This window comes from Erythrobacter sp. RANMB8, assembly GCF_056848235.1.
Genome location: NZ_JBREHG010000004.1, coordinates 48908 through 73091 on the forward strand (window position 1 = coordinate 48908; position 24184 = coordinate 73091).

Below are 24184 nucleotides of genomic sequence, written 5' to 3' on the forward strand. Positions count from 1 at the left end.
TTGGACGTCAGGCTTGTGCGATATTATCCATTCTTGCCGAATTTGTCGGTGAAACCGGCCTCGTCGCCTGTTGCCAGCAGTTTGGCCTGTTCGATCCACTGGTCGCGGGTGATGCGACCGGCGAAGCGGCCGAGCTGCGCGTCGATGCGGGTGACATCGGCTTCGGACCACGCGGCGATCTGCGCGAAGGACGTGACGCCGAGCTCGCCCAGCAATGCCACCAGTTTGGGGCCGATGCCCTTGATGCGCGACAGATCGTCGGCGGATGCGGGGACCGAGGCCGGAGCCGGAGCCGGAGCGGGGGCCGGGGCGGGTGCGGGGGCTTCTGCTACCGGTTCGGGCGCGGGTTCGGGCGCGGGCGCTTCGGGTTGCGGGGCGGGGGCGGCGACAGCGGGTGCGGCATCGATCAGCGCCTGATTGCGCGGGGCACGTTCTGCCCCTTCGGCCAGCACATCGCGGGCGAGCGGCGCGGCACTGTCGTCGCGGATCACCTTCGCCTTGCGCGTGGCGCGCGACAGCACCCACACCGCCACGACCAGCAGCACCAGACCCAGCACGATCAGCGGCAGATAGGACGACATTTCGGCGGACATTTCCGGGTATCTCCCAAGGGAATCGCAGGTTGCGGGCGCCCTTTAGCAGCGCCCGCCCGCTTTGCCCAATAGCCCTGCGACCTGTGCGGTCAGCCGCCCTTCATGCTGCCCGCCAGCGCATTCAGCCGCAGGAATTCCTGCCGCCAGAAATTGTCCTGCTTGCTGGCAAGCGCGCCGATATCGCCGAAGGTAAAGCCCATCATCAGCTCGTCCCCGCGCAGCACCTGTCCGAACGCGGCGACCGCAGCGGCGAAGGCGAAATCGCCGGCGGGGGCAGCGGCGGTCCTGAGCGCGGCGGAAGGCACCACCCGATCGATCAGCTTCGAGGTATCGCCCGTCGGCAGCTTGTAGCGCAGCTTGACCGTCGCGGCCTCGGCCAATTGCGCCTGCGCGGCGGCGGCGGGGGCGTCTTCATACTTGCGCGGGGCGATCCAGCCCTTGCCGCCTGCGGGGACGACTTCGTAGATCGCGGTCACCTGATGGCCCGCGCCGATTTCGCCCGCGTCGACCAGATCATTGTCGAAATCTTCCTCGCGCAAGCTGCGGTTCTCGTAACCCACAAGCCGGTACTGGCTGATCACCGCGGGGTTGAATTCGACCTGGATCTTCACATCCTTGGCGATGGTGAACAGGGTCGAGGCCATCTCCTCGCCCAGCACCTTTTTCGCTTCCAGCGCGCTGTCGATATAGGCGTAGTTGCCGTTCCCCTTGTTGGCGACCTGCTCCATCATCGCCTCGTTGTAATTGCCCTGCCCGAAGCCCAGCGTGGTCAGCGTGATGCCGGTATCGCGCTTTTTCTCGATCAGTTCGATCAGCGCCTTGGTGTTCGAGATGCCGACATTGAAATCGCCGTCGGTGGCAAGGATCACGCGGTTGACGCCGTCCTTGATGAAATTGTCCTCGGCGATGCGGTAGGCGAGTTCGATCCCGGCCCCGCCTGCGGTCGATCCGCCCGCGGCAAGACTGTCCAATGCGCGGCGGATCTTGGCGGTGTCACTGGTGGGTTCGAGCACCAGCCCCGCAGCGCCCGCATAGACCACGATCGAAACCTTGTCCTTCGGCGAAAGCTCGCCCGCCAGACCCGACAGCGCGGTCTTGACCAACGGCAGCTTGTCGGGATCGTTCATCGAGCCGGAAACATCCATCAGGAACACGAGATTGGCAGGCGGGCGTTCGGCACGGTCGATGTCATAGCCGCGCAGCCCGATCCGCATCAGATAGGTGCCGGGGTTCCACGGGCTTTTCGCCACATCGGTCGTGACAGTGAACGGCTGGCTGCGGTCTTTGGGCGCGGGATAATCATAGCGGAAATAGTTGATCATCTCCTCGGTCCGCACTGCGCCCTGTGGGGGTAGCTGGCCCTGTGTCAGGAACCGGCGGGTATTGGCATAGGCGCCGGTATCGACATCCACCGCGAAGGTGGAGACCGGCTCGGCGCTGGTGAGTTTGACGGGGGAGACCTCCTTGCCGTCATACTGTTCGCGGCCCGGATCGGTGGCGACGAACACCGGCGGAACGGAATAGCCCGGCATGGCCGCTTCGCTTCTGCGCGCAGCAGTGACCGCCAGCACCTGTGAAGGCGCATAGGCAGGCGGCGGGGGCGGAGGCGGAGGCGGAGGCGGGGGAGGAGGCGGCGGCGCGGGGACGCCTGCGGGCGGGGGAGCAGCCAGCTGTTCGGGCGCCTGTTTCGAACAGCCTGCCATCACGGCGCACACTGCCAGCGCCGCCAAAACCCGTGTCCCTCGCATCACCGTATTCTCCCCGCGTGATTGACGCAGGCGAAAATCCGGCGCGGGCGGTGAACAGCGACTGAATGCCCTAGAGCAGTTTCCGGCCATTCCGAACCGCCTTGACGGAGCCGATTTTGGCTCAGCGCCAGGAGCGACGAGCGAGCCATGCCTGAGCATAGTGAGCGAGGAGGGACGCCGCGCTGGGCCAAAATCGGCCCGCCCCGCAGGGGTCGTGACAGGCCGCTCGCTGGCTTCGTCACACCACTTGCAGGGGCAACCAGCCCCTGCTGCGCGTCGTTCCTGTCCAGCGAACGTCCTGTCACGATCAGGGCGGTTCAGAATGGCCGGAAACTGCTCTAAGCCGGCGACGAAGCGTCCCCGTCGGGCACGACATTCTTGCGGAACAGCACCTTGTCGCCATCGTCGAACCCGCGGTTCCAGATCACCCAGGCATAGGTGGCGAGCACGGCGGGGATGCCGACAATCAGCTCCATCCATTCGGGCAGCCAGGTGAAGACATAGCCCACCACCACCGCAGGCGCGGCGGCATAGACCAGCGCCCAGCGCCAGTTCGATACCGGAGCCTTGAGCAGGTGTTTGAGCAGCAGCGCCTTGATCAGAGAGGATACCGCCAGCGCCACCAGCAGCGCGCCCGCTGCGCCCGCGGCCTGAAACCCGCGGCCCAGTTCCAGATGGTCGGCCAGCCGGATGAAGATGATCGTCAGCACCGCCTGAAGCGCGATGATGCCGACCGAAATCGCCAGATTGCGCTTGCGGGCGATGTAGACCAGCACGCTTTCGGACACGACCGCCATCGAGGCGGCGACTTCGGCGGCGAGCAGGAAGGCGAGCGCCGCCGTGCCTGCGACATAATCCGGCCCCCACAGGCCCATCACCGCCTCGCCCGGCACCCCCAGCACCAGCGCGATACCCAGCTGCACCGCGATGATCCAGAAGCCCACCTGCCGCACCTGCGCGGCGATGGCTTCCATATTGCCGATCCGCAGGTTCTTGGTGATCACCGGCGACAGGATCGGCTCGAAGCTGGTTTTCAGCTTCTGCGGCAGCGAGGCGATTTGCTGCGCGGCGTAGTAGATGCCCACCGCCTGCGGCGGGGCGAACAGTCCGAGGATAAAGATATCGAGCAACCGCGTCCCGCGCTCGATCGCATCCGCGCCGACGATGGGGAAGGCCCGCGCCGACATTGCCAGCATGGCCCGGCCCTGCGGCTGCCATCCCCTGGGCAGGCCGTAAGTTCTCAGGAACGGCCACAAGGCGGTCAGCAATCCGGCATAGATCGAGGCGATGAAGGCCAGCGCCAGCCCGCTGTCGCGCGTGGCGGGGATGAAGAAGAACACGCCAGCGCCGATCGAAATCGTCCATGGTTCCACAACTGCCCGCGTGCGCACCGTGGTGGCGATGTCATAGCGATAGGCCTGCGCGGCGAGCAGGATCTCGGTCACCGCAAAGGCGGGGATGGTCGCCACCAGCCAGATATCCAGCGGGCCATTGGTGCCGTTGGGGAACATCGGTTCGGGGAAGGCCAGCAGCAGCACAGCGGCAACCGCCGAATAGGCGAGCGCCAGCAGGATGCCGTCATAGACGAGGTTGGTTTCCGCTGCCCGGTTCTCGCCCGCGCCTTCGGACAGGCGCTGCGCCAGCCCGCGCTTTTCGCCCAGCGAACACAGCAAGGCGACAATTTCGATCAGCACCAGTGCCGAAGCGAAGCGGCCAAGCGCCTCCGCGCCATAGAGGCGGGTGGCGATAACGAGGAAGGGGATGCGCGCCACCAGCCGGATGACAAAGCCCATGGTGTTGGTGCGCCCGCCCTTGGCGAGCGTGGCGAGGTCTTCGTCCGGCGTCTTGGTGGCAGGTGCGCTCACGCCTGCAAATCCTTCGCGTCGCTTTCCAGCTCGGCCCGCAGCGGGCGCGACAGCAGATCGGCGACCACGGCGCGCGCGCTCTGGCCGGCAAGAATGGCATTGACCGCCTCGACAATCGGCATGGCAATGCCGCGCTGTGCGGCGAGGTCTGCCAGCACCGGCGCGGTGTGCGCGCCTTCGGCCACGGTGCGGCGGTCGGCCATCAGATCGGCAGCCGCAGCGCCTTCGCCCAGCGCCTTGCCAAGGCTGAAATTGCGGCTGGCGGTGCTGGAACAGGTCAGCACCAGATCGCCCAGCCCGCACAGGCCCGCCAGCGTCTCGCCCTCGGCCCCCAGCGCCTCGCCGAAGCGCAGCATTTCGGCATAGCCCCTCGCGATCAGCGCGGCGCGGGCGTTCTGGCCGAGGCCCAGCCCTTCCACCACGCCGCAGGCAATCGCGAGCACGTTCTTGACCGCGCCGCCGATCTCCGCGCCGGTTACATCGTCGCTGTAATAGGGGCGGAAGGCGGGGCGGGCGATGGCGGGGGCAAGGCGTTCCCACTGTTCGCGCCCGCCGCTGCACGCCAGCGTCACGGCGGTCGGCAGGCCGGCGGCGACTTCATGCGCGAAGGTCGGGCCCGACAGCACGGCAATGGCGCTGTCCGGCGATGCCTCGCGGGCGACATCGTTCATCAACCGGCCGGTGCCGGCCTCGATCCCCTTGGAACACAGGACGAGATCGCGCGGGGGCTTGGCGAGGCCCCCCAGCACCCGTCCCAGCACCTGCGCGGGGGTGACGACCAGCACGGTTTCGATCGCGACGAAATCGGCCAGATCGCAGGTGGCGCGGATGGTCGGCGCAAGGCTGGCCGATGGCAGGTAAAGCGGGTTGCGGCTCTGGGTGTTGATCGCCTCTGCCACTTCGGGTTCATAGGCCCACAGCAACACATTGCGCCCGTCGCCCGCCAGCATCTGCGCCAGCGCCGTGCCCCATGCGCCCGCGCCGATCACACCAAGGGCCACTTCGATGGTCATGCCTTCACTCCTGCGCCGCGTGCCGCCTCTGCCGCCGGATCGAGCGGCCAGCGCGGGCGGGCCTGAAAATCGAGGGGGTCGCCGGTGAAGCCTTCACCGGCCAGCGCCAGCCGCTCTGCCCCTGCCCAGGCGATCATCGCGGCATTATCGGTGCACAGGGCCAGCGGCGGCGCGGTGAAGCGCATCGCGTGTGTGTCGGCGAAGGCTTCCAGCGCGGCGCGCACGGTCTTGTTGGCGGCGACCCCGCCTGCCACCACCAGTGCAGGGAAGGGGCCTGCGCTATCGAGCGCGCGTTCCAGCCGGTCAATCAGGCATTCGACCGCCGCCTGCTGGAAACTCGCGGCAATATCGGCGTCCGAATGCGCGCCGCTGTCCTTCGCGCGCAGCACCGCGCTTTTGAGGCCTGCGAAGGAGAAATGCGGTTCTGCCGAACCCTTCAGCGGGCGGGGCAGGGGCACGGCTTTGGGATCGCCCTGCAAGGCCAGCCGCTCCACCGCAGGGCCGCCCGGATAGCCGAGGCCCATGAGCTTGGCGGTCTTGTCGAACGCCTCGCCCAGCGCATCGTCGATGGTGGTGGCAAGGCGGCGGTATCGGCCCACGCCCTCCACGGCGAGGATCTGGCAATGCCCGCCCGACACCAGCAGCAGCAGATAGGGAAAGGCAAGGCCCGCATCGGCGAGGCGCGGGGACAGGGCGTGGCCTTCAAGGTGGTTGATCGCCAGCAGCGGCTTGTCTGCCGCCATCGCCAGCGCCTTGGCGCTCACCAGCCCGACCATCACCCCGCCGATCAGCCCCGGCCCGGCGGTGGCGGCAATCGCATCGACATCGGCAAGGCCAAGCCCTGCATCCGCCATCACCGCTTCGATCATCGGGGCAAGCCGTTCGGCATGGGCGCGGGCGGCGATTTCGGGGACGACGCCGCCATAGGGCGCGTGCTCGGCTTCCTGGCTGGCGATCCGCTGCGCCACGATCGTCCGGTCGCCGCGCACCAGCGCCACGGCGGTTTCATCGCAGCTCGATTCGATGCCCAGAACGAGCAGTGGCTCAGAGGTGTGCGTTGCCGATCCCATCCGGCTTCCATCTAGTCGCTATGACCGCTAGGGCAAGGCCAGCATGACCGAAGCATCCAATCCCGCGCCGAGATTACGTCTCGGCACCCGCAATTCCCCGCTCGCGATGGCGCAGGCCCACGAGACCCGCGACCGGCTTTGCGTCGCGCATGGCTGGGCCGAGGACGCGATCGAGATCGTCCCCGTGCTGGCAAGCGGCGACAAGGTGCTCGACCGGCCCCTGTCCGAAATCGGCGGCAAGGCGCTGTGGACCAAGGAGCTCGACCAGTGGCTCGGCGAAGGGCGGATCGACCTTTCGGTCCACTCGGCCAAGGATGTCGAGACGATCCGGCCGGCGGAATTCCACTTCGCCGCCTTCCTGCCGCGTGCGGACCGGCGCGATTGTCTGGTGGGCGCTTCGAGCATCGCCGCGATCCCCCAAGGCGCGGTGGTGGGGACGAGCGCACCGCGCCGCGCCTCGCAGCTGCTCAACCTGCGCCCCGATTGCAAGGTCGTGACCTTCCGCGGCAATGTCGCCACGCGGCTGAAGAAGCTGGCCGAGGGCGAGGCGGATGTGACCTTCCTTGCCGCCGCAGGGCTCGAACGGCTGGGGCAGAGCGAGGTTGGCGCGCCGCTCGAAAGCAGCGAATGGATTCCGGCCGCAGCGCAGGGCGTGATCGCGATCGAATGTCGCGCCGGTGATGCCGCCACCACCGCGCTGCTCGCTGCGATCGACCATGCGCCGACGCGGGCCGAACTTGAGGCGGAGCGCGCCCTGCTCGCCGAACTCGGCGGCACCTGCCATTCGCCGGTCGCGGTGCTGTGCGAGACGCGGGCGGGCGAACTCGCCATGCGCGCCGCACTGTTCAGCCCCGATGGCGCGGAACGGATCGAAGGCATGGCCAGCTTCGCGCCCGGCGATCACGCCCCGGTGCGGGCGCTGGCGGCTGATCTGCTCTCCCGCGCCACGCCCGGCATCGCCCTGCATTTCCGAAAGGGCGCATGACCCTGCGCCTTATCGCCCTGCGGCCCGAACCGGGGCTGTCAGCGACGCTGGACAAGGCCCGCGCCATGGGCCTTGCCATCGACGGGGTGGCGCTGTCAGACATCCGCGCCGTGGACTGGGATTGCCCCGATCCCGCGCAGTTCGATGGCTTGCTGATCGGCAGCGCCAATGCCTTCCTCCACGGCGGGCCGCAGCTTGCGCTGCTCAAAGGCAAGCCCGCCTATGTCGTCGGTGCGGCGACCGCCGATGCGGCGCGGGCGGCGGGGTTTGCCGTGGCGATGACCGGCAGCGGCGGGTTGCAAGGCGTGCTCGATGCGATTGCGCCGCCCGCCCGCCTGCTGCGCATCGCGGGGGAGGAGCATATCCCGCTCACCGCGCCTGCCGGGGTGTGCTTCACCGAAGTCATCGCCTATCGCGGCGTTACCCTGCCGCTCGATCCCGCTGCGCCCTTGCTGGCGGAGGGAGACGCGCTGGTGCTGCTCCATTCGGCGGCCACGGCGCGCCATTTTGCGCAGGAATGCGAAAGGCTTGCGCTCGACCTGTCGAACATCACGCTCGCCGCGCTCGGACCGCGTATCGCGGCGGCAGCAGGAGATGGCTGGCGCGCTGTCCACACCGCAGCCCGTCCCGATGAAGCCGCCTTGTTGGCAATGGCGCGCGAACTGTGCAAATAGTCGCACGCAGCAGGGTGGCAAGAAGCGGATAGGCATGGCAACACAAGCTGGCGCATCACAATATGGCAGCCGCCGCAAACCCTCCTCGGGGCGCGGGCTGTTCCTTGCCGCGCTGCTGTCCTTCGTGATTGGCGGCGCCCTGGCCGGATGGGTGGTGTGGTACAACCTCAAGGATAATCGCGCCGATGCACCGCTCGCGGCGGCCTCTGCGCCTGCCGATGCCAGCCCAGCCGCAGAGCCGGGCAGCGCCCTGCCGGGCGAGGCCGCGGCGCTGGCGGATGCGCAGCAGGCCGAACAGGCGGTGGAGCGCGTGGCCGAACAGCAGGGCGGGCTCGACCAGCGGCTGGCTGCTGCCGAACAGCGCCTGACCCAGCTCGATCTTCAGGCGCAGGCCGCCGCGGGCAATGCGGCGCGGGCGGAAAGCCTGCTGATCGCCTTTGCCACCCGCCGCGCAGTCGAACGCGGGGCCGAGCTTGGCTACCTCGCCGATCAGTTGCGCCTGCGCTTTGGCGACCAGTGGCCCAATGCGGTCGGCACGATCATCGAATTTTCGCGCAAGCCGATCCGGCTGGACGGGCTGGTGGCGCGGCTCGAAGGCTTGGGGCCGCAGCTTAACGAAAGCAGCGAGGGGCCATCATGGGCGGCGTTCCAGCGCGAGATCGGCCAGCTGTTCGTGGTGCGCCGCGAAAGCACGCCTTCGCCGCAGCCGCAACGACGGCTGGAACGGGCGCGCTGGGCGCTTGAACAGGGCCGCTATCAGGCCGCGATCGACGAGGTGAAGGGCATGCCCGGCGCCGCCAAGGCCGAGGCATGGATTGCCGATGCCGAACGCTACAAGAAGGCGATGGACGCGCTGGAAGTGATCGAAACCGCCGCCGTGCTCGACCAGCGGGGCCTGCGCGACGGGGCGGGCAATCCGGTGCGGCAGCTGAACAGCCCGCTGGTTTTACCTTAGTTTGACATACCATTTGGCGCGCAATGCGGGCGGGTGCCCACCCCGCTGCGACTAGGCGTGCCTGCGGCCCGCCAAGTCTCGCTCCCCTCCCGCTTGCGGGAGGGGTCGGGGGTGGGAATGCGACGCATCACCCCCGCAGCAATTCCGGCAGATCGCCCGAAACCCCGCGCGCTTCGTCCATGAAGAACTGCTTGAGCAGCGGCGTGCGCTGCACGGCGGCCATGCCAAGGCGCCGCACCGCGCTTGCGGTCTTGCCCGGAACGCCGAACAGGCGCGTCAGCCCGTCGGTCGCCAGCGCGACCATGAAGCTGTCGAGCCCGCGCCAGTTCTCGTAGCGCTTCAAAAGCTCCGGATCGCCCGGATCAAGGCCGAGCCGCGCCCCGTCTGCCAGCACCTCGACCAGCGCGCCGACATCGCGCAGGCCGAGGTTCAGGCCCTGTCCGGCAATCGGGTGGATGCCGTGCCCCGCATCGCCGATCAGCGCGAGGCGTTCTGCCGTGATCTTGGCCGTGTGGTGGAAGCCCAGCGGATAGGACGAACGGTGGCCGACGGTCAAAACCTTGCCCAGCACGCCGCCCATGCGCTTTTCGACCTCGGCAAGGAAAGCGCGATCGCCCAGCTTGGTGACGCCCGCCGCGTCGCTTTCCGACACGGTCCACACCAGCGAGCAGCGGTGGGTGCCGTCGGCATCGTCGTTCAGGGGCAGCAGCGCGAAGGGGCCGGCGGGGTAGAAGATTTCCCACGCGACATTGCCGTGCGGCTTTTCATGGGTGAGTCCGCAGATGATCGCGCGGTGCTGGTAATCCCACTTGGCGATGGTGATGCCTGCCGCATCGCGGGTGGGCGACTGGCGGCCTTCGGCGGCGACCATCAACCGGCCCTTGAACTTGCGCCCGTCGGCCAGCACCGCGGCAACGCCGTATTCGCTGCGCTGGCGCTCGGTGACGTTGGCCTTGGCGATCCAGTTGACGAGTGGCTCCCTGGCCGCCGCCTCGAACAGCGCGAGGCGGAGCCGGCGGTTGGGGAACATCCGCCCCAGCGTGCCGTCACCCTCGCCGGGGACGAAATCGAGCCGGCCGGGCTTGTTCTGGTCGGTGACGGCGATGGAGGCGATGTCGCAGGCGAATTGCTCCAGCCCCTCGGCAATCCCAATATTCTCGAAGAGGTGCCAGCTCGCGGTCGAGATCGCGGTGGCGCGGTCGTCGAAACCTTCGGCGGTGAGCTCTGCCGGATCGGCGCGGTCGATCACGTGGCTCGACAGGCCCTTTTTCGCCGCAGCCAGCGCCAGCGTCATGCCGACCAGCCCTCCGCCGAGGATCACCAGATCGCGGGTTTCGTCCGAGGCTTGTGTCACGCGTGTCGCTCCGATTGCGAAGTGTTGCTGCCACGCCTAGAGGGTTGGCCGTGTCCCGCGCAAGAACCTTCCCGCACCAGGTCCGTCAATTGCTTGCATGCTGGCTTGCGCTGATCGCAAGCGTGATGCTGGCGGGCGCGGCGTGGGCGCAGCAGGTGCCTGCCAAAGCACGCTATGGCGACGAGAGGATCGCGGTCGCTCTATTTGCCGATGGCGCTCCGCAAGCGGGCAAGACATGGATGCTGGCGCTGCGCTTTACCCCGAGCGCGCCCGAATGGCATGGCTACTGGTCGAACCCCGGCGATGCGGGGCAGGGGATGCGGCTGGCGCTGAACCTGCCCGCTGGCTGGGAGGCGGGGGAGCCGCTGTATCCCGTGCCCAAGCGGCTGGTGATCAGCGGGCTGATGAACCACATCTACGAAGGCGGCTATGCGGTGCTCGTGCCGGTGAGCGTGCCTGCGGGGGCCGATGTGGCAGCGGCCTCGCGGCTGACCGGCCATGTCGAATATCTCGCCTGCACCGACACAATCTGCGTGCCGCAGGATGCGCTGCTGGAGGCCAGGGCGGGGGGCGATTTTGCGCGCTGGCGGGCGGAGGTCGCGCCGCTGCTGGATGCCGGGGCGCGCTTCGCGATTGCGGGCCAGACCTTGCGCGTGGCGATCCCGCTGCCCGAAAGCGTCGCCCTGCCTGATCCGCACGTGTTTGTCGGCAACCCGCGCCTTGCCGCCTATGCCGCGCCGCAGACCTTCCGGCGGGCGGGCGATGTGCTGGTGGCCGAAATCCCGCTCGACCCCTATGGCGAGGGGAAAGCGGGCGCGCTGGGCGGCATTCTGGCCTTTGGCGACGGGATCGGCGTGCGCTTTGCTGCCGCACCCGGCGATGTCCCCACCGGCGGCGAGGTGATCGCAGGGCCGCAAGGCGCAGCCGTCCCGCCGCTGTGGACGCTGATCCTCGGCGCGCTCGCCGGCGGCCTGCTGCTCAACATCATGCCCTGCGTCTTCCCGATCCTGAGCCTGAAGGCGCTGACGCTGGCCCGCGCGGGCGAGAGCGAGGCGCGGGCGCGGGCCGAGGGGCTGGCCTATACCGCCGGCGTGGTGCTCGCCTGCGTGGCGCTGGGCGGCGTGATGCTGGCGCTGCGCGCGGCCGGGGAGCAGGTCGGCTGGGCGTTCCAGTTGCAGGAGCCGGGCGTGGTCGTCGTGCTGCTGGTGCTGGCCGCCGCGATCACCGCAAATTTCGCCGGATTGTTCGAACTGCCTGCGGTGTCGGTGAATATGGGGGGCGAGCGCACGGGGGCTTTCGCCACCGGACTGCTTGCCGCCTTCGTCGCCACGCCCTGCACCGGCCCGTTTATGGCGGCGGCCCTTGGCGCGGCACTGCTGCTGCCGACCGCGCAGGCGCTGCTGCTGTTCGCCTGCCTCGGGCTGGGGCTGGCGCTGCCGTTCCTGCTGCTGGGCTTTGTTCCCCCCTTGCGCCGGATGCTGCCCAGGCCCGGTGCGTGGATGGAGCGGTTCCGGCGGATCATGGCGATCCCGATGGGGCTGACCGCGCTGGCGCTGCTGTGGCTGACCGTGCAACTGGGCGGGCGCCCCTTCGGGCTGATCGCGCTGGTGCTGGTGGCGGGCGTGCTGCTCGGCCTGTTTGCGACCGGCAGGCTGCAACAGCGCGGCAAACTGGCGTGGCCCGCCTTCGGCCTCGTCGCTGCGCCCTTCATCGCCTTTGCCGCGATCGGCCTGCCATCGGTCTATGCGGCCAAGGTCAGCGAAGCCCGGACAAGCATCCACAATCCGCAAACCTTCTCCCGCGCCGCGCTGGCCGAGGCACGCGAGCAAGGGAGACTTGGCGGCAAGCCGGTGTTCGTGTGGTTCACCGCCGACTGGTGCGTGACCTGCAAGGTCAACGAAGCCGCCGCGATCGAGCGCGAGAGCGTGCGCGCAGCCTTCGAGGACGCGGGCGTGATCACGATGGTGGGCGACTGGACCGTGCGCGACGAGGCGATCACCGCCTTCCTGACAGAGCAGGGCGCGGCGGGCGTGCCGCTGTACCTGTGGTATGCGCCGGGAGCGTCAGCGCCCGAACAATTGCCGCAAGTGCTTACACCGGATCTGCTGGCAGAACGGGCGGCGCAGGCGGCTCGCTAACAGGCTCGGCATCCCCCCGGCACGCCTCGACCAGTTGCATCGGCAGCGGACCGGGGTTGAGCTTCACCAGCCCTGCGCCCGGGACGGTCACCGTCGCCTCGCGCTCGGGCTTCAGCGCGTCCCATCCCGGTGCGAGCGCGCTCGCTTCGCCTTGCCACACCAGCTTGTCGCCCAGCGGGGTCGCATCGACTTCGAAGCGCCCGATCCGCCCGTTGCCGATCAGCGCCAGCAGAGCGCCCGCGCCGCTATCGGCAGGGGCGTGGCGGGTGATCCGGATGCGGGCCTGCGGTGATTGCGGAGCGAGGCATTCCAGCGCCAGCAGCACCGGCTTTCCCGGCACGCCGTAAACCAGCCGCAGCGGGCTGCGACCCTGTGCCCAGATCGCGCCGGTGGTGTCGGGTGAGGGCAGGGGCGCAGACGGCCCGCCCGCCGCCTCCAGCAGCGAGACCCGCGCCACCGCCTCGTCGGTCGGCGGCGGCTTGCACCCTGTCATCACGCCCGCCAGCACCATGCCGGCAAGCAGCCCAGCCTGCCTCATCGTGCGCGGATGAAGGCGCGGATATCGGCGCTGAGCTTCGCCCGGTCCTCGTCGCGGATATACATCATGTGGCCCGCGTCGTAGTAAGCCCAGGTGATCCGGTCCTGCGGGATGCCGGTGCGCTTCAGCGAATATTCCGCGCCGAAGAACGGCGTGGCGAAATCATACCACCCTTGCGCATTGAACACCCGAAGGCCGCTGTTCTGGCGCATCGCCTTGCCGATCAGCGGGGCGATGTTGAGATAGGCGTTGCGTCCCCAGCCGCTGCCCAAAGACCAGTCCCACTGCCCGCCGACATTGCCGATCGACTGGTACTGCCGGTCGGTCTGGTAACCCAGCGTCTCGCGCGCCCACTGGTTGATCGCGGCGGTGTAGCCCGCATCGATCCCGTAGAAGCTGGGATCGGCATCGGGGGTTTCGCCCGCATTGTCGAAATCGGTGCCGGTGTAGCGCGCATCGAGCCGCCCGATGGTGAGCCCGCGATCGCGCAGCAGTTCCTTGTAGAACCGCTGGTCGGTGACGCGCAGGTTGGCCTGTTCGAGATATTCCTCCGAAAGGCCGGTGAGGCGCGACAATTCCTTGCGCACGGCGGCGCGTTCTGCGGCGGGCAGGTCCTGCCCCTTCAGCAATGCCGAGGCAAACGGCCCGATGGCGAACTGGCGCGCTTCCTCGGCAATGGCCTCGACCGAGGGGGCCTCAACCTTGCCGTGATAATACGCCGCCGCCGCCATATTCGGCAGGGTGACGACATAGGCGAGTTCATTGCCCGGCGTCGGCTCGCGCCCGGCGAAATCGAGGATGGTGGAAATCAGGATCAGCCCGTTGAGGCCGACATCGTTGTAGGTGCCGCCTTCCAGCTCATCCACCACCATCGCGGTGCGGCTGGTGCCGTAGCTTTCCCCGCCGAGATATTTGGGGCTGGACCAGCGGCCATTATCGTTGATCCAGCGCCGGATCACATCGGCCACGGCGCGGCCATCCTGCCTGAGGCCATAATATTTCTTGGGATCGGTGCCCTGCGTCAGGTGGCTGAAGCCGGTGCCGGGCGGGTCGATGAAGACGAGATCGGCAACGTCGAGCAGGCTGTCGGGGTTATCGAGCAGCGGATAGGGCGGCGCGCCGTCGTCCTTCGCGTCGGAGGGGATCGCGACGCGCTTCGGCCCGAAGGCACCCATCTGGAGCCACACCGAGCCCGAGCCCGGCCCGCCGTTGTAGATGAAGAACACCGGGCGCGAGGCGTCCACCGGGGTCTTCACATAGGAGGTGGTGACAATCACCGCCTCGGCCTTGCCGGCATCGTCCGAAAGGATCGTGTCGGCGATAGTGGCGCGATAGGCGATCCGCTGCCCGCCAAAGGTCCCGGCAAGATCGCGGGTGCGGACTTGCGGCGCAGGCGAGGCAGGCTTGGCCGCGCCTTCCGCTTTGGGCGCATCCTGCGCGGTGGTGGGCACAGCAAGGGCGAGAGCGCTGGCGGTGGCGAGCGCGGCAATGAATCGGGTTTTCATGGACGCAAGGCGTGGCAGGCTTGCGCTGGCGGTTCAAGGGGCGGGAGGAGGCTTTCCCGCCTGTCTTGCACGGCGGCGTCAGGCGGCGCGGGGTGTGATCCGGTCCAATTCACCATTCAGCGCGCGCTTGGCCGTGCGCAGTTCGCAATCGATCTGCAATCCCATAAAGAAGCCGTCCGACATGCGGAAGTAGCGCGCCAGCCGAAGATCGAGTTCACCGTCTATGCGCCGTGCTCCATCAATCACCGCCTGAAGACGCGCTGGGTCAACCGCGATGGCCTTGGCCAAGGCGGTGGTGTCCATCGCGTAAGGCTCCATGAATTCCGACCAAAGCAGTTCGCCCGCGTGCGGAATGTGCAGCCAGTCCGAGGTATCAATGGTAGTCGACGATTTCGACACCGTGTGCGTCTCCGTTTTCGAACACGAAGCATATACGCCATTGCATGTTTATGGAAACAGAATGCTGCCCTGCGCGGTCACCGGTCAGGAGATGGAGACGGTTGGACGGGGGGTTGCGCAGGTCATCGATTGACTTGACGCGGTTGAGCAAAGCCAGCTTCGCGAGCGCCCGCTGCTGGATGTCCGCAGGCAGCTTGCGACTAGCGCGGCCATGCCAGATGCGTTCGGTTTCCTTGCAGGCGAAAGAGCGGATCATGGGCTGCCTCGTTTAAATGCAGCCCCCCATTAATCGGATGGTTTTGATTCCAACAAGCACGGACTTTTAAAAAAAGTGAAAATATTCTGTTGATTTACTCGCCTCAAGGCTTCCCACCCATCTTCTTGTAGCGCGTCTTGCCATAGCGGGTCTTCCGCGTCCCCGGCTTGCCCTCGTTCGAGCGCCCCACGATAGGTGCGCGTCTTGGTTGGCCTACCGCTCCGCTACTTGAGGCCCCGTCCGGCAAACCCAGTTCATCCGCTTCCAGCCGCCGGATTTCGTCGCGCAGGCGTCCGGCTTCCTCGAACTCCAGATTGGCCGCCGCGTCACGCATGCGCTTTTCGAGGTCTTCGATGTAGCTGCGCAAGTTGTGGCCGACGAGGTTGTTGCGCTCGTCATCGCCGGTGTCGACCAGCACGCTATCCTGCGCCGCGGTGTGCGCGACGATGTCGTGGATGTTGCGCTTGATCGTCTGGGGCGTGATCCCGTGTTCCTCGTTATAGGCCTGCTGCTTGGCGCGGCGGCGGTCGGTTTCGGCGAGGGCGCGTTCCATGCTGCCGGTGATGCGGTCGGCGTAGAGGATCACGCGCCCATCGACATTGCGCGCGGCGCGGCCGATGGTCTGGATCAGCGAGGTCTCGGAGCGCAGGAAGCCTTCCTTGTCGGCGTCAAGGATGCACACGAGGCCGCATTCGGGAATGTCGAGGCCCTCGCGCAGCAGGTTGATGCCGACCAGCACGTCATAGACCCCGAGCCGCAAGTCGCGGATCAGCTCGATGCGCTCCAGCGTCTCGACGTCCGAGTGCATGTAGCGCACCCGCACGCCCGCCTCGTGCATGAATTCGGTGAGGTCTTCGGCCATGCGCTTGGTAAGGGTGGTGACCAGCGTGCGGTAGCCGAGCGCAGCGGTCGCCTTGCACTCGGTGATGCAGTCCTGCACCTGGTCCTCGACCGGGCGGATGGTAACCGGCGGGTCGATCAGGCCGGTGGGGCGGATCACCTGTTCGGCGAAGACCCCGCCGGTCTGCTCCATCTCCCAGCTTCCCGGCGTGGCGCTGACCGCAAAGGTCTGCGGGCGCATCGCGTCCCATTCGTTGAACCGTAAAGGGCGGTTGTCGATGCAGCTCGGCAGGCGGAAGCCGTATTCGGCCAGCGTCAGCTTGCGCCGGTGGTCCCCGCGCGCCATCGCGCCGATCTGCGGCACGGTCTGGTGGCTTTCATCGACGAACAGCAGGGCGTTTTCGGGGAGGTATTCGAACAGAGTCGGCGGCGGTTCGCCGGGCAGGCGGCCGGTGAGGAAGCGCGAATAGTTCTCGATCCCCGCGCAACTGCCGGTCGCTGCGATCATCTCAAGGTCGAAATGGGTGCGCTGTTCCAGCCTTTGCCGCTCCAGCAGCTTGCCTTCCGCCTCCAGTTCCTTGAGCCGCTCTTCCAGCTCGAACTTGATCGCATCGGCCGCCTGTTTCATCGTCGGGCCGGGCGTGACGTAGTGCGAATTGGCATAGACCCGCACCTTTTCGAGTGCAGCGCCCTTGGTGCCGGTGAGGGGGTCGAATTCGCTGATCGCCTCGATCTCGTCCCCGAAGAAGCTGACGCGCCACGCCATGTCTTCGTAGTGCGAGGGGAAAATCTCCAGGCTGTCCCCGCGCACCCGGAAACAGCCGCGGGTGAAGGCGGCGTCATTGCGCTTGTATTGCAGCGCGACGAGCTTGCGGATCAGCTCGCGCTGGTCGACGCTTTCCCCCACCTTGATGTCGAAGATCATCGCCGAATAGGTCTCGACCGAGCCGATACCGTAAAGGCACGAAACCGAGGCGACGATGATCACATCGTCGCGCTCCAGCAGCGCACGGGTGGCCGAGTGGCGCATCCGGTCGATCGCCTCGTTCACGCTCGATTCCTTCTCGATGTAGGTATCGGAGCGCGGGACATAGGCTTCGGGCTGGTAGTAATCGTAGTAGGAGACGAAATACTCGACCGCGTTTTCGGGGAAGAAGCTCTTGAATTCGCCGTAAAGCTGTGCGGCGAGGATCTTGTTGGGAGCAAGGATCAGCGCGGGGCGTTGCAGCGTCTCGATCACCTTGGCCATGGTGAAGGTCTTGCCGCTCCCGGTGACGCCGAGCAGCACCTGCGTCTTCTCGCCCGCCAGCGCGCCTTCCACCAGTTCGGCAATCGCGGTCGGCTGGTCGCCTGCGGGCTCATAGTCCGACACCAGCTTGAACGGGATGCCGCCCATCGACTTGTCGGGGCGGGCGGGGCGGTGCGGGACGAAATCGGCGCCCGTTTCGGGCTCGTCCAGTCCGCGGCGGATCACGAGTTCGGCCATGGGGGGCATATGCGGTGTGCAGGGCTGCTTGTGAAGGGCTGCGCGGGCAGGCAATGTGCAGTATGATGGCAGGCACACCGGCGGGTGCAAAAGGGGGCTTGGGGGAATGAGGCAGATTGGTCTGGCGCTTGCCGCTGCGGCGCTGGTGGCGGTTCCGGCCCGGGCGCAGCAGGCGCCGCCCGCACTTGGCGGCGCGACAGCCGAGGCTCTGGCACAAAGCATCGCCACACCCGGCATCGATGCGGACGAGGCGGCGGTAATCCTCAAGGCGCTGCTGGCGACCCGCAACGCGTATGGCGGCCCCGTGATCCCCGACGAAGGCAAGGCCCTGATCGAGCGGCTGTCGCAAGCATCGGCGCCGGTCGATGTCATGCTTGATGGCAAACCGCAGAAAGTGGGGCCGCTGCTGCCCGATGGCAGGCGGTTCCTGCAACTGGCGATCATCGGGGGGCCGCCGGAACTCAACCTGTGGCAATCGACCAATCCCGAAATCCGGCTGCACATGGTGCGGATCTACGCGCTGGATGTGCCGGCATCGAACAACGGGGTCAGGGCGATGGTCTATCAGGACATGATGGCGGCCTGGAGCAACAGCACTGTCGGCAATTCCTACGAGCCGCTGAGAAAGAGCATCGGCGATGCCATCCGCCTGCTCGACACCACCACGCCCGCCAACCGCAAGGCGGGACGCGCGCTGATCGTCGATGCCATGAAATGGGTCGACCAGACCACCAGCGATGCCGTGCCCGATTATCTCTACAACTGGGTTGCCGAATAAGTGCCCGTGACGGGCTGGCGCGCATTTTTCTGCCCGCGGCGCCGTGTGATAGGATATGCTGCGGATAACGGGCCTCAGGCAAACCCCGGACAGGAGAATGGCAGCATGAAGCGGATGATCATGGCAATGGCTGGCGCGGCGCTGGTGGCGGGCTGTTCGGGCGGGGGTGACGCCGATGCCGACGGCAGCGGCGATGTCAGCCTTGAAGAGGCGGCGAAGCAGGCCGAGGCCAGCGGGCTGAAGCCCGAAGCCGGGTTTTACAAGGCCACCATTACCATGACCGGCATCGAAATCCCCGGCATGCCCGCCGAAATGGAAGGCCACGGCGCGGGGATGACCACCACGACCGAATATTGCCTGACGCAGGCAGAGGTCGACAAGGGCTTCGAAGAAATGATGAAGCGCGGACAGAACGGGGAATGTTCCTATGAACGCTTCAACCTCGATGGCGGCGATCTGGATGCGGTGATGGTGTGCAAGACCCCGCAGGGCGATGCGCGGATGGAAATGACCGGCACCGCCACGCCGACAACCTCGGATTTCACCGCAACCATGGCGATGAACTTCGACGGCATGGGCGAAGGCACGATGAAATTCGCCGCAAAGCATGAACGGGTGGGCGACTGTCCGGCGAAGTAACGGGCGAAAAAGTCTGTGACGGATTTGTTACGTCCGTGACACTTCATTGAACATTCAGGCGCGATGTGCGTTTAGGGGGCATGGCCCAACCGCGCTTCGTTTCCGAACTGCCGCGTTTCTCCGCTCCGCTGGTGGCAGCGGCTGCTGCTGCGCGGGCGGAGGCGGCGCAGGCCTATGCTGCCAGCGAGCTGGCCCGCCGCGTGGCGCTGGCCCGCGAGGTCATCCCCGCAGAGCATCAGGCCGGCAAGCCGCGGCTGGTGCGGATGCTGCGCGAGGCCGACATCCTGCTCGAACCGCTGCGCCGCCCGCGCCGCAAGCTCGCCATACCGGCCAGCGCCAGTCCGCAGGCCATCCTGATCCTCCCCGGCTTCGGCACCCGCCCGGCGCGGATGCGCTATCTGGCGCGCCAGCTGGAGGCGGCCGGCCATGTCACCAAGGGGTGGGGGCTGGGCCGCAACTGGGGGCCGAAGCCCGAAACCTTCGACCATGTCGAGGCGCGCCTGCTCGATTTTCACGCCCGCGAGGGGCGCCCTGTGGTGCTGATCGGCTGGAGCCTCGGCGGCTTGTTCGCGCGCGAGCTGGCCAAGCGTCAGCCCCATGCCGTGGCCAAGGTGATCACCATGGGATCGCCCTTTTCCGGCAGCCCGCGGGCCAACAATGTCTGGCGCGCCTACCAGTTCATCACCGGTCATTCGGTCGATGCGCCGCCGGTCGAGGCCGATCTCGCCGCCAAGCCGCCGGTCGAGACTGTCGCGCTGTGGAGCGCCAATGACGGCGCCATCGCCCCGCGCTGCGCCGCGGGCCGCCCGGGCGAGCGTGACCGCGCGATTGCGGTGCGCTGCACCCACATGGGCTTTACCTATGATCCGCAGGTGGTCTCCACGCTGCTGGCGGAACTCGAAATCACCCGCTGAGCACGCTCCTGCGCGCAAAAATGTTGCGCTGCACCAAGCAAACGCTTTCCTTTTGCAAAAGCGCGGCTAACCTGCCCCTTGTTCCTAAGCTTTTTCGCGGGGGTCGATGCAGGGGCAAGGCAGCACGTTTGACGAGATGTTCGATAGCGAAGGGCGCACGCGCCCTGCCTATGCCGAATATTGCAAGTGGTATGGCGAACAGCCGCCCGAACTGATGCGCCGCAAGAACCGCGAGGCGGATGACACCTTCCGCCGCACCGGCATCACCTTCAACGTCTATGGCGAGAACGAGGCCGAGGAACGCCTGATCCCGTTCGATATGGTGCCGCGCATCATCACCGCGGCCGAATGGCGCCGCCTGTCGCGCGGGATCGAACAGCGGGTGCGGGCGCTCAACTCCTTCCTCTATGATCTTTACCACCGGCAGGAAATCGTGCGCGCGGGGCGCCTGCCCGGACGGTTTCTGCGCGGCAACGACGCGTGGCTGGCGAACATGGTCGGCTTCACGCCGCCCGGCGGGATCTACACCCATATCGTCGGCATCGATCTGGTGCGCACCGGGCCGGACGAGTTTTTCGTGCTGGAAGACAATGCCCGCACCCCGTCGGGCGTCTCCTACATGCTGGAAAACCGCGAGACGATGATGGGGATGTTCCCCGATCTGTTCAGCCGCGTGGCGGTGGAGAGCGTGTCGAACTATCCGCGCCGCCTTGCCCGGAGCCTTGCCGCCTGCGTTCCGTCCGCCTTCACCGGCGGCAAACCGACCGTGGCAGTGCTGACGCCGGGGATCTACAACTCGGCCTATTTCGAACACGCCTTCCTTGCCGACCAGATGGGGGCGGAGCTGGTCGAGGGGAGCGATCTGCGCGTCGTCGAGGGGCGCGTGCAGATGCGCACCACGCGCGGCTACAAGCCGATCGATGTGCTCTATCGCCGGGTGGACGACGATTTCCTCGATCCGCTGACTTTCAATCCCGAAAGCGCGCTGGGCGTGCCGGGGATCATGGATGTCTATCGCGCTGGCGGCATCACCATCGCCAATGCGCCGGGCACCGGCGTGGCGGACGACAAGGCGATCTACAGCTTCATGCCGGAGATCGTCGAGTTCTACACCGGCGAAAAGCCCTTGCTGCCCAACGTCCAGACCTGGCGCTGTGCGGACAAGGATAGCCTTGCCTACGTCCTCGACAATCTCGCCGAACTGGTCGTGAAGGAAGTGCACGGATCGGGCGGTTATGGCATGCTGATCGGGCCGACATCGTCGAAGCGCGAGATTGCGGCGTTCCGCGAGAAACTGCTCGCCAAGCCCGAAAACTACATCGCCCAGCCCACGCTCGCGCTGTCGACCTGCCCGATCTACACATCCAAGGGCCTCAGCCCCCGCCACCTCGACTTGAGGCCCTTCGTGCTGGTCAGTCCCGAGGGGATCGACATCACGCCGGGAGGCCTCACGCGGGTGGCGCTGAAGAAGGGTTCGCTGGTGGTCAACTCCAGTCAGGGAGGCGGCACCAAGGACACCTGGGTGCTGAAGGATTAGGATGCTGCAGACGAATCGCCTCTCGCACGTTCCCCTCCCGCTTGCCCCCGGCTCGTGGACCGGGGCAGGTATCGGGGTTAGGGGTGGGCAAGTGCCGCGTCTGTGCTTGCGGGCATGCCCACCCCCCGGCCCCCTCCCGCAAGCGGGAGGGGGAGTATGCTAGGCCGCACCGCCAACAGCCTGTTCTGGATGTTCCGTTACCTCGAACGGGCCGAGAATACCGCGCGCCTGCTCGAAGCGGCGCTGCGCATGGCGCTGACCCGCGATCTGGTGACGGCGGAGGCGGAATGGCGCTCGGTCATCGCGACGCTTGGCCTCAGCCATGCCTACGAGACCGCGCATGACGGCTATGACGGGCTGTCGGTCTGGAACTTCGTGCTGCGCGGGCCTTCCAACCCCGGCAATGTCCGCCAGATGTTCGGCGCGGTGCGCAGCAATGCGCGGGCGGCGCGGATCAACATCTCGTCCGACGTGTGGGAGGCGGTCAACGAAAACTGGATGAAGCTCGATGCGCTGCTCGCCCGGCCGGTGGGGCAGAATGCGGTGGGCGAGGTGCTGGCCGCGATCCGGCGCGCCGGTACGCAGGTGCACGGCGCCTTCGACGGATCGATCCTGCGCGACGAGGGCTATCACTTCAGCCGGGCGGGCACCTTCATCGAACGCGCCGACAGCACGGCGCGCATTCTCGACATGAAGTATTTCCTGCTGCTGCCGTCGCTGTCTTATGTCGGATCCAGCCTCGATACCGGGCAGTGGGAACAGGTGCTGCGCTCGGTCGCGGGGGCGCGGGTCTATGCCTGGCTCAATGCCGGTCAGATCGAGGCGCGCGGGATCGTCGAATTCGTGGTGCTCGACGAACGCTTCCCGCGCAGCCTTGCCTTCTGCCGCAATGCCTTGCGCGAATGCGTGGCGGCGCTGGCGCGGATGCACGGCGAGGAGGGGCGGGCGATTGCGCTGATGCGCGACTCCGACACCCGCATCAGCCATCTCAATGTCGACCAGATCTTCGAGCAGGGGCTGCACGAATTCCTCGTCGATTTCCTCGCCCGCAACGCCGCGATCAGTCAGGCGATCGCCGAAGATTACCGGTTCCTCGCATGAGCAAGCTGACTCTCTCGATCCGGCACACCACCCACTACGCCTTTGCCGAACCGGTGGTGCACGCGCTCCAGCGGCTGCGGCTCAGGCCCAAGGAAACGCAGGGTCAGCGCATCATCGACTGGCAGATGCACTTCGACAATGCCCATGCCGAGCTGGAATATGACGACCAGCATTTCAATCACGTCACCCTGATCGGGGTGAACCCCGGCGCGCGCGAGGTGACGGTGACCTGCACCGGCACGGTCGAGACCGAGGACAATGCCGGTGTGATCGGCCGCCATTCGGGGCACCTGCCCTTGTGGAGTTTCCTGCGCCAGACCCCGCTGACCCGGCCGGGCACGAAGCTGCGCGGATTGCTGCGCGAGGTTCCGGCGGTGGTGGATGGTGCGCCGCTGGATTTCCTCCATGCGCTTTCGGGCTTGATCCGCGAACGGATCGCCTATGAAACCGGCCGCACCCACGCCGCGACCACTGCCGAGGAAGCGGTCGGGCACGGTTATGGCGTGTGTCAGGACCACGCCCACATCTTCATCGGCGCGGCGCGGGCGAGCGGGATTCCGGCGCGCTATGTCAGCGGCTATCTGATGATGGACGACCGCATCGAACAGGAAGCCACCCATGCCTGGGCCGAAGCCCATGTCGAAGGGCTGGGCTGGGTCGGTTTCGATGTGTCGAATGGCATCTGCCCCGATCCGCGCTATGTCCGCGTGGCGACGGGCAGCGATTACCGCGAGGCCGCGCCGGTCACCGGCATCAGCACCGGCACTGCGGACGAGGTGCTGACCGTGGGCGTCGCGGTGGAGGCCCATCCCCCGTCGACGCAGACCCAGTCGCAGACCCAGTCCACCCAGTAACCCGTCGGCTGGCGCTACGCCCTTTGCACCCGCCCCGACTTCGGGCTAGGGCGCGGGAAAGACGGCCAGCGGAGAGAGAATTTCACAATGACCTATTGCGTTGGCATGGTGCTGGAAAAGGGGCTGGTGCTGATGAGCGACACCCGCACCAATTCGGGCGTCGACAATATCTCCACCTTCCGCAAGCTGTTCCACTGGAGCGTGCCGGGCGAACGCATGATCGCGGTGATGACGGCGGGCAACCTTGCCACCACGCAGGCGGTGATCAGCCAGCTGGAAGAACGCACGAAGGCCCCTTCCGAACGCGACAACACGCTGCTCAAAGGGCCGACCATGTTCCAGGTCGCGACCGAAATCGGGCGCCTGCTGCGCAGCACCATCGAAGAGGCGCAGCGCGTCAACGGTGACGATGGCAAGGGCCGCTTTACCGCCACCATGATCGTGGCCGGACAGATCGCGGGGATGCAGCCGCGCCTGTTCATGATCTATCCCGAAGGCAATTTCATCGAAGCGAGCTGGGACACCCCGTTCTTCCAGATCGGCGAGACCAAGTATGGCCGCCCGATCCTGATCCGCGGCTATGATCGCGGCATGAGTTTCGAAGATGCGGTGAAGCTGCTGATGGTCAGTTTCGATTCCACGCTGAAAGCCAACCTGTCGGTCGGCCTGCCGCTCGATCTGCTGGTGATCGGCAAAGACAGCTTCGCGCCGACCCACGAACACCGCGTCACGGCGGAAGATCCCTATTTCGACACGATTTCATCGGGATGGGGCAATGCACTGAAATCGGCGTTCCATTCGCTGCCACCCTACCGTTTTGCCGATAACGGGTGAATCCGTAAGGCAAAATCAAACTCCGATCTGGAGAGAATTACCTAGGTATTTTCAAGGCATTGATGCTTTCCGGATATGGTAAATCCTCCGGATTGGCGGCGCTCTTGC

Annotated in this window: 22 protein-coding genes; 11 read left to right on the forward strand and 11 right to left on the reverse strand. The window is 66.8% G+C overall.

The window, feature by feature from the left end; all coding sequences use genetic code 11:
• Positions 1-23: 23 nt before the first annotated feature.
• The 5 genes from ACU0AG_RS07790 to tsaD all read right to left on the reverse strand — a co-directional run bounded on the left by ACU0AG_RS07790 (position 24) and on the right by tsaD (position 6289).
• Positions 24-593, reverse strand: a complete 570-nt coding sequence (locus ACU0AG_RS07790) for a hypothetical protein (protein ID WP_482781700.1) — start codon at positions 591-593, stop codon at positions 24-26.
• Between the two features lie 89 nt (positions 594-682).
• A complete protein-coding gene (locus tag ACU0AG_RS07795; RefSeq protein WP_482781701.1) occupies positions 683-2125 on the reverse strand; it encodes a vWA domain-containing protein in 1443 nt (480 codons plus the stop codon).
• Between the two features lie 554 nt (positions 2126-2679).
• Positions 2680-4134, reverse strand: a complete 1455-nt coding sequence (locus ACU0AG_RS07800; RefSeq protein ID WP_482781863.1) for a lipopolysaccharide biosynthesis protein — start codon at positions 4132-4134, stop codon at positions 2680-2682.
• 68 nt (positions 4135-4202) lie between these two features.
• Positions 4203-5219 (reverse strand): NAD(P)H-dependent glycerol-3-phosphate dehydrogenase, encoded by a 1017-nt coding sequence (locus ACU0AG_RS07805; RefSeq protein WP_482781702.1) that lies wholly within the window; start codon positions 5217-5219, stop codon positions 4203-4205.
• Positions 5216-6289, reverse strand: coding sequence for a tRNA (adenosine(37)-N6)-threonylcarbamoyltransferase complex transferase subunit TsaD (gene tsaD, locus ACU0AG_RS07810; RefSeq protein ID WP_482781703.1), 1074 nt, complete (start codon positions 6287-6289; stop codon positions 5216-5218). The genes ACU0AG_RS07805 and tsaD overlap by 4 nt, the downstream gene beginning before the upstream one ends.
• A 43-nt stretch (positions 6290-6332) precedes the next feature.
• On the opposite strand from tsaD, the gene hemC reads away from it, so the two are divergent.
• From hemC to ACU0AG_RS07825, 3 genes are read left to right on the forward strand one after another with little or no spacing between them, the layout of a single operon-like run.
• A complete protein-coding gene (hemC, locus tag ACU0AG_RS07815) occupies positions 6333-7274 on the forward strand; it encodes a hydroxymethylbilane synthase (protein ID WP_482781704.1) in 942 nt (313 codons plus the stop codon).
• The gene (locus ACU0AG_RS07820) at positions 7271-7948 is read left to right on the forward strand and encodes a uroporphyrinogen-III synthase (RefSeq protein WP_482781705.1); all 678 of its coding nucleotides are present in this window, start codon (positions 7271-7273) and stop codon (positions 7946-7948) included. The genes hemC and ACU0AG_RS07820 overlap by 4 nt, the downstream gene beginning before the upstream one ends.
• Before the next feature lie 34 nt (positions 7949-7982).
• Positions 7983-8903 (forward strand): hypothetical protein, encoded by a 921-nt coding sequence (locus tag ACU0AG_RS07825; RefSeq protein WP_482781706.1) that lies wholly within the window; start codon positions 7983-7985, stop codon positions 8901-8903.
• Between the two features lie 127 nt (positions 8904-9030).
• Here the strand turns inward: ACU0AG_RS07825 and ACU0AG_RS07830 are convergent, their stop codons facing one another.
• Positions 9031-10257, reverse strand: a complete 1227-nt coding sequence (locus ACU0AG_RS07830; protein WP_482781707.1) for a UbiH/UbiF/VisC/COQ6 family ubiquinone biosynthesis hydroxylase — start codon at positions 10255-10257, stop codon at positions 9031-9033.
• 50 nt (positions 10258-10307) lie between these two features.
• On the opposite strand from ACU0AG_RS07830, the gene ACU0AG_RS07835 reads away from it, so the two are divergent.
• Positions 10308-12395, forward strand: coding sequence for a protein-disulfide reductase DsbD family protein (locus ACU0AG_RS07835; RefSeq protein WP_482781708.1), 2088 nt, complete (start codon positions 10308-10310; stop codon positions 12393-12395).
• On the opposite strand, the gene ACU0AG_RS07840 is transcribed toward ACU0AG_RS07835, so the two are convergent.
• The 5 genes from ACU0AG_RS07840 to uvrB form a co-directional block, all read right to left on the reverse strand.
• Positions 12349-12933, reverse strand: a complete 585-nt coding sequence (locus tag ACU0AG_RS07840) for a hypothetical protein (RefSeq protein ID WP_482781709.1) — start codon at positions 12931-12933, stop codon at positions 12349-12351. The two genes, ACU0AG_RS07835 and ACU0AG_RS07840, sit on opposite strands and share 47 nt — an antisense overlap.
• On the reverse strand, positions 12930-14438 hold the full coding sequence (locus ACU0AG_RS07845; protein ID WP_482781710.1) for a S10 family peptidase: 1509 nt from the start codon (positions 14436-14438) through the stop codon (positions 12930-12932). Before ACU0AG_RS07845 ends, ACU0AG_RS07840 begins: the two co-directional genes overlap by 4 nt.
• Before the next feature lie 78 nt (positions 14439-14516).
• Complete coding sequence (locus tag ACU0AG_RS07850) at positions 14517-14837, reverse strand: HigA family addiction module antitoxin (RefSeq protein WP_482781711.1); 321 nt, start codon at positions 14835-14837, stop codon at positions 14517-14519.
• Positions 14812-15093: a type II toxin-antitoxin system RelE/ParE family toxin gene (locus tag ACU0AG_RS07855; protein WP_482781712.1), complete on the reverse strand. Its 282-nt coding sequence runs from the start codon at positions 15091-15093 to the stop codon at positions 14812-14814. Before ACU0AG_RS07855 ends, ACU0AG_RS07850 begins: the two co-directional genes overlap by 26 nt.
• A 103-nt stretch (positions 15094-15196) precedes the next feature.
• The gene (uvrB, locus tag ACU0AG_RS07860) at positions 15197-17419 is read right to left on the reverse strand and encodes an excinuclease ABC subunit UvrB (RefSeq protein WP_482781713.1); all 2223 of its coding nucleotides are present in this window, start codon (positions 17417-17419) and stop codon (positions 15197-15199) included.
• A 106-nt stretch (positions 17420-17525) separates the two neighbouring features.
• Between uvrB and ACU0AG_RS07865 the strand changes: the two genes are divergently transcribed.
• The 7 genes from ACU0AG_RS07865 to ACU0AG_RS07895 all read left to right on the forward strand — a co-directional run bounded on the left by ACU0AG_RS07865 (position 17526) and on the right by ACU0AG_RS07895 (position 24076).
• Positions 17526-18197: a hypothetical protein gene (locus ACU0AG_RS07865; RefSeq protein ID WP_482781714.1), complete on the forward strand. Its 672-nt coding sequence runs from the start codon at positions 17526-17528 to the stop codon at positions 18195-18197.
• Between the two features lie 105 nt (positions 18198-18302).
• Positions 18303-18836 carry a DUF3617 domain-containing protein gene (locus tag ACU0AG_RS07870; RefSeq protein WP_482781715.1) on the forward strand — a complete coding sequence of 178 codons (534 nt, stop codon included), beginning with the start codon at positions 18303-18305 and terminating at the stop codon, positions 18834-18836.
• Between the two features lie 80 nt (positions 18837-18916).
• The gene (locus ACU0AG_RS07875; protein WP_482781716.1) at positions 18917-19750 is read left to right on the forward strand and encodes an esterase/lipase family protein; all 834 of its coding nucleotides are present in this window, start codon (positions 18917-18919) and stop codon (positions 19748-19750) included.
• A gap of 106 nt (positions 19751-19856) precedes the next feature.
• On the forward strand, positions 19857-21287 hold the full coding sequence (locus tag ACU0AG_RS07880) for a circularly permuted type 2 ATP-grasp protein (RefSeq protein WP_482781717.1): 1431 nt from the start codon (positions 19857-19859) through the stop codon (positions 21285-21287).
• Positions 21288-21443: 156 nt separating this feature from the next.
• A complete protein-coding gene (locus tag ACU0AG_RS07885; protein WP_482781718.1) occupies positions 21444-22388 on the forward strand; it encodes an alpha-E domain-containing protein in 945 nt (314 codons plus the stop codon).
• A 5-nt stretch (positions 22389-22393) separates the two neighbouring features.
• Entirely contained in the window at positions 22394-23242 is an 849-nt protein-coding gene (locus ACU0AG_RS07890) for a transglutaminase family protein (RefSeq protein WP_482781864.1), read from the forward strand.
• 87 nt (positions 23243-23329) lie between these two features.
• Positions 23330-24076, forward strand: coding sequence for a proteasome-type protease (locus ACU0AG_RS07895; RefSeq protein ID WP_482781719.1), 747 nt, complete (start codon positions 23330-23332; stop codon positions 24074-24076).
• Positions 24077-24184: the final 108 nt, after the last annotated feature.

Excerpts from the sequence above, each read along its gene's own strand:
- ACU0AG_RS07895 (WP_482781719.1), top strand. The coding sequence starts at position 23,330 with ATGACCTATTGCGTTGGCATGGTGCTGGAAAAGGGGCTGGTGCTGATG.
- ACU0AG_RS07875 (WP_482781716.1), top strand. The coding sequence starts at position 18,917 with ATGGCCCAACCGCGCTTCGTTTCCGAACTGCCGCGTTTCTCCGCTCCG.
- ACU0AG_RS07820 (WP_482781705.1), top strand. The coding sequence starts at position 7,271 with ATGACCCTGCGCCTTATCGCCCTGCGGCCCGAACCGGGGCTGTCAGCG.
- hemC (WP_482781704.1), top strand. The coding sequence starts at position 6,333 with ATGACCGAAGCATCCAATCCCGCGCCGAGATTACGTCTCGGCACCCGC.
- ACU0AG_RS07800 (WP_482781863.1), bottom strand. The coding sequence starts at position 4,134 with ATGGGCTTTGTCATCCGGCTGGTGGCGCGCATCCCCTTCCTCGTTATC.
- ACU0AG_RS07825 (WP_482781706.1), top strand. The coding sequence starts at position 7,983 with ATGGCAACACAAGCTGGCGCATCACAATATGGCAGCCGCCGCAAACCC.
- ACU0AG_RS07840 (WP_482781709.1), bottom strand. The coding sequence starts at position 12,933 with ATGAGGCAGGCTGGGCTGCTTGCCGGCATGGTGCTGGCGGGCGTGATG.
- ACU0AG_RS07870 (WP_482781715.1), top strand. The coding sequence starts at position 18,303 with ATGAAGCGGATGATCATGGCAATGGCTGGCGCGGCGCTGGTGGCGGGC.
- ACU0AG_RS07795 (WP_482781701.1), bottom strand. The coding sequence starts at position 2,125 with ATGCCGGGCTATTCCGTTCCGCCGGTGTTCGTCGCCACCGATCCGGGC.
- ACU0AG_RS07790 (WP_482781700.1), bottom strand. The coding sequence starts at position 593 with ATGTCCGCCGAAATGTCGTCCTATCTGCCGCTGATCGTGCTGGGTCTG.
- ACU0AG_RS07855 (WP_482781712.1), bottom strand. The coding sequence starts at position 15,093 with ATGATCCGCTCTTTCGCCTGCAAGGAAACCGAACGCATCTGGCATGGC.
- uvrB (WP_482781713.1), bottom strand. The coding sequence starts at position 17,419 with ATGGCCGAACTCGTGATCCGCCGCGGACTGGACGAGCCCGAAACGGGC.
- ACU0AG_RS07845 (WP_482781710.1), bottom strand. The coding sequence starts at position 14,438 with ATGAAAACCCGATTCATTGCCGCGCTCGCCACCGCCAGCGCTCTCGCC.
- ACU0AG_RS07865 (WP_482781714.1), top strand. The coding sequence starts at position 17,526 with ATGAGGCAGATTGGTCTGGCGCTTGCCGCTGCGGCGCTGGTGGCGGTT.
- ACU0AG_RS07805 (WP_482781702.1), bottom strand. The coding sequence starts at position 5,219 with ATGACCATCGAAGTGGCCCTTGGTGTGATCGGCGCGGGCGCATGGGGC.
- ACU0AG_RS07885 (WP_482781718.1), top strand. The coding sequence starts at position 21,444 with ATGCTAGGCCGCACCGCCAACAGCCTGTTCTGGATGTTCCGTTACCTC.
- ACU0AG_RS07880 (WP_482781717.1), top strand. The coding sequence starts at position 19,857 with ATGCAGGGGCAAGGCAGCACGTTTGACGAGATGTTCGATAGCGAAGGG.
- tsaD (WP_482781703.1), bottom strand. The coding sequence starts at position 6,289 with ATGGGATCGGCAACGCACACCTCTGAGCCACTGCTCGTTCTGGGCATC.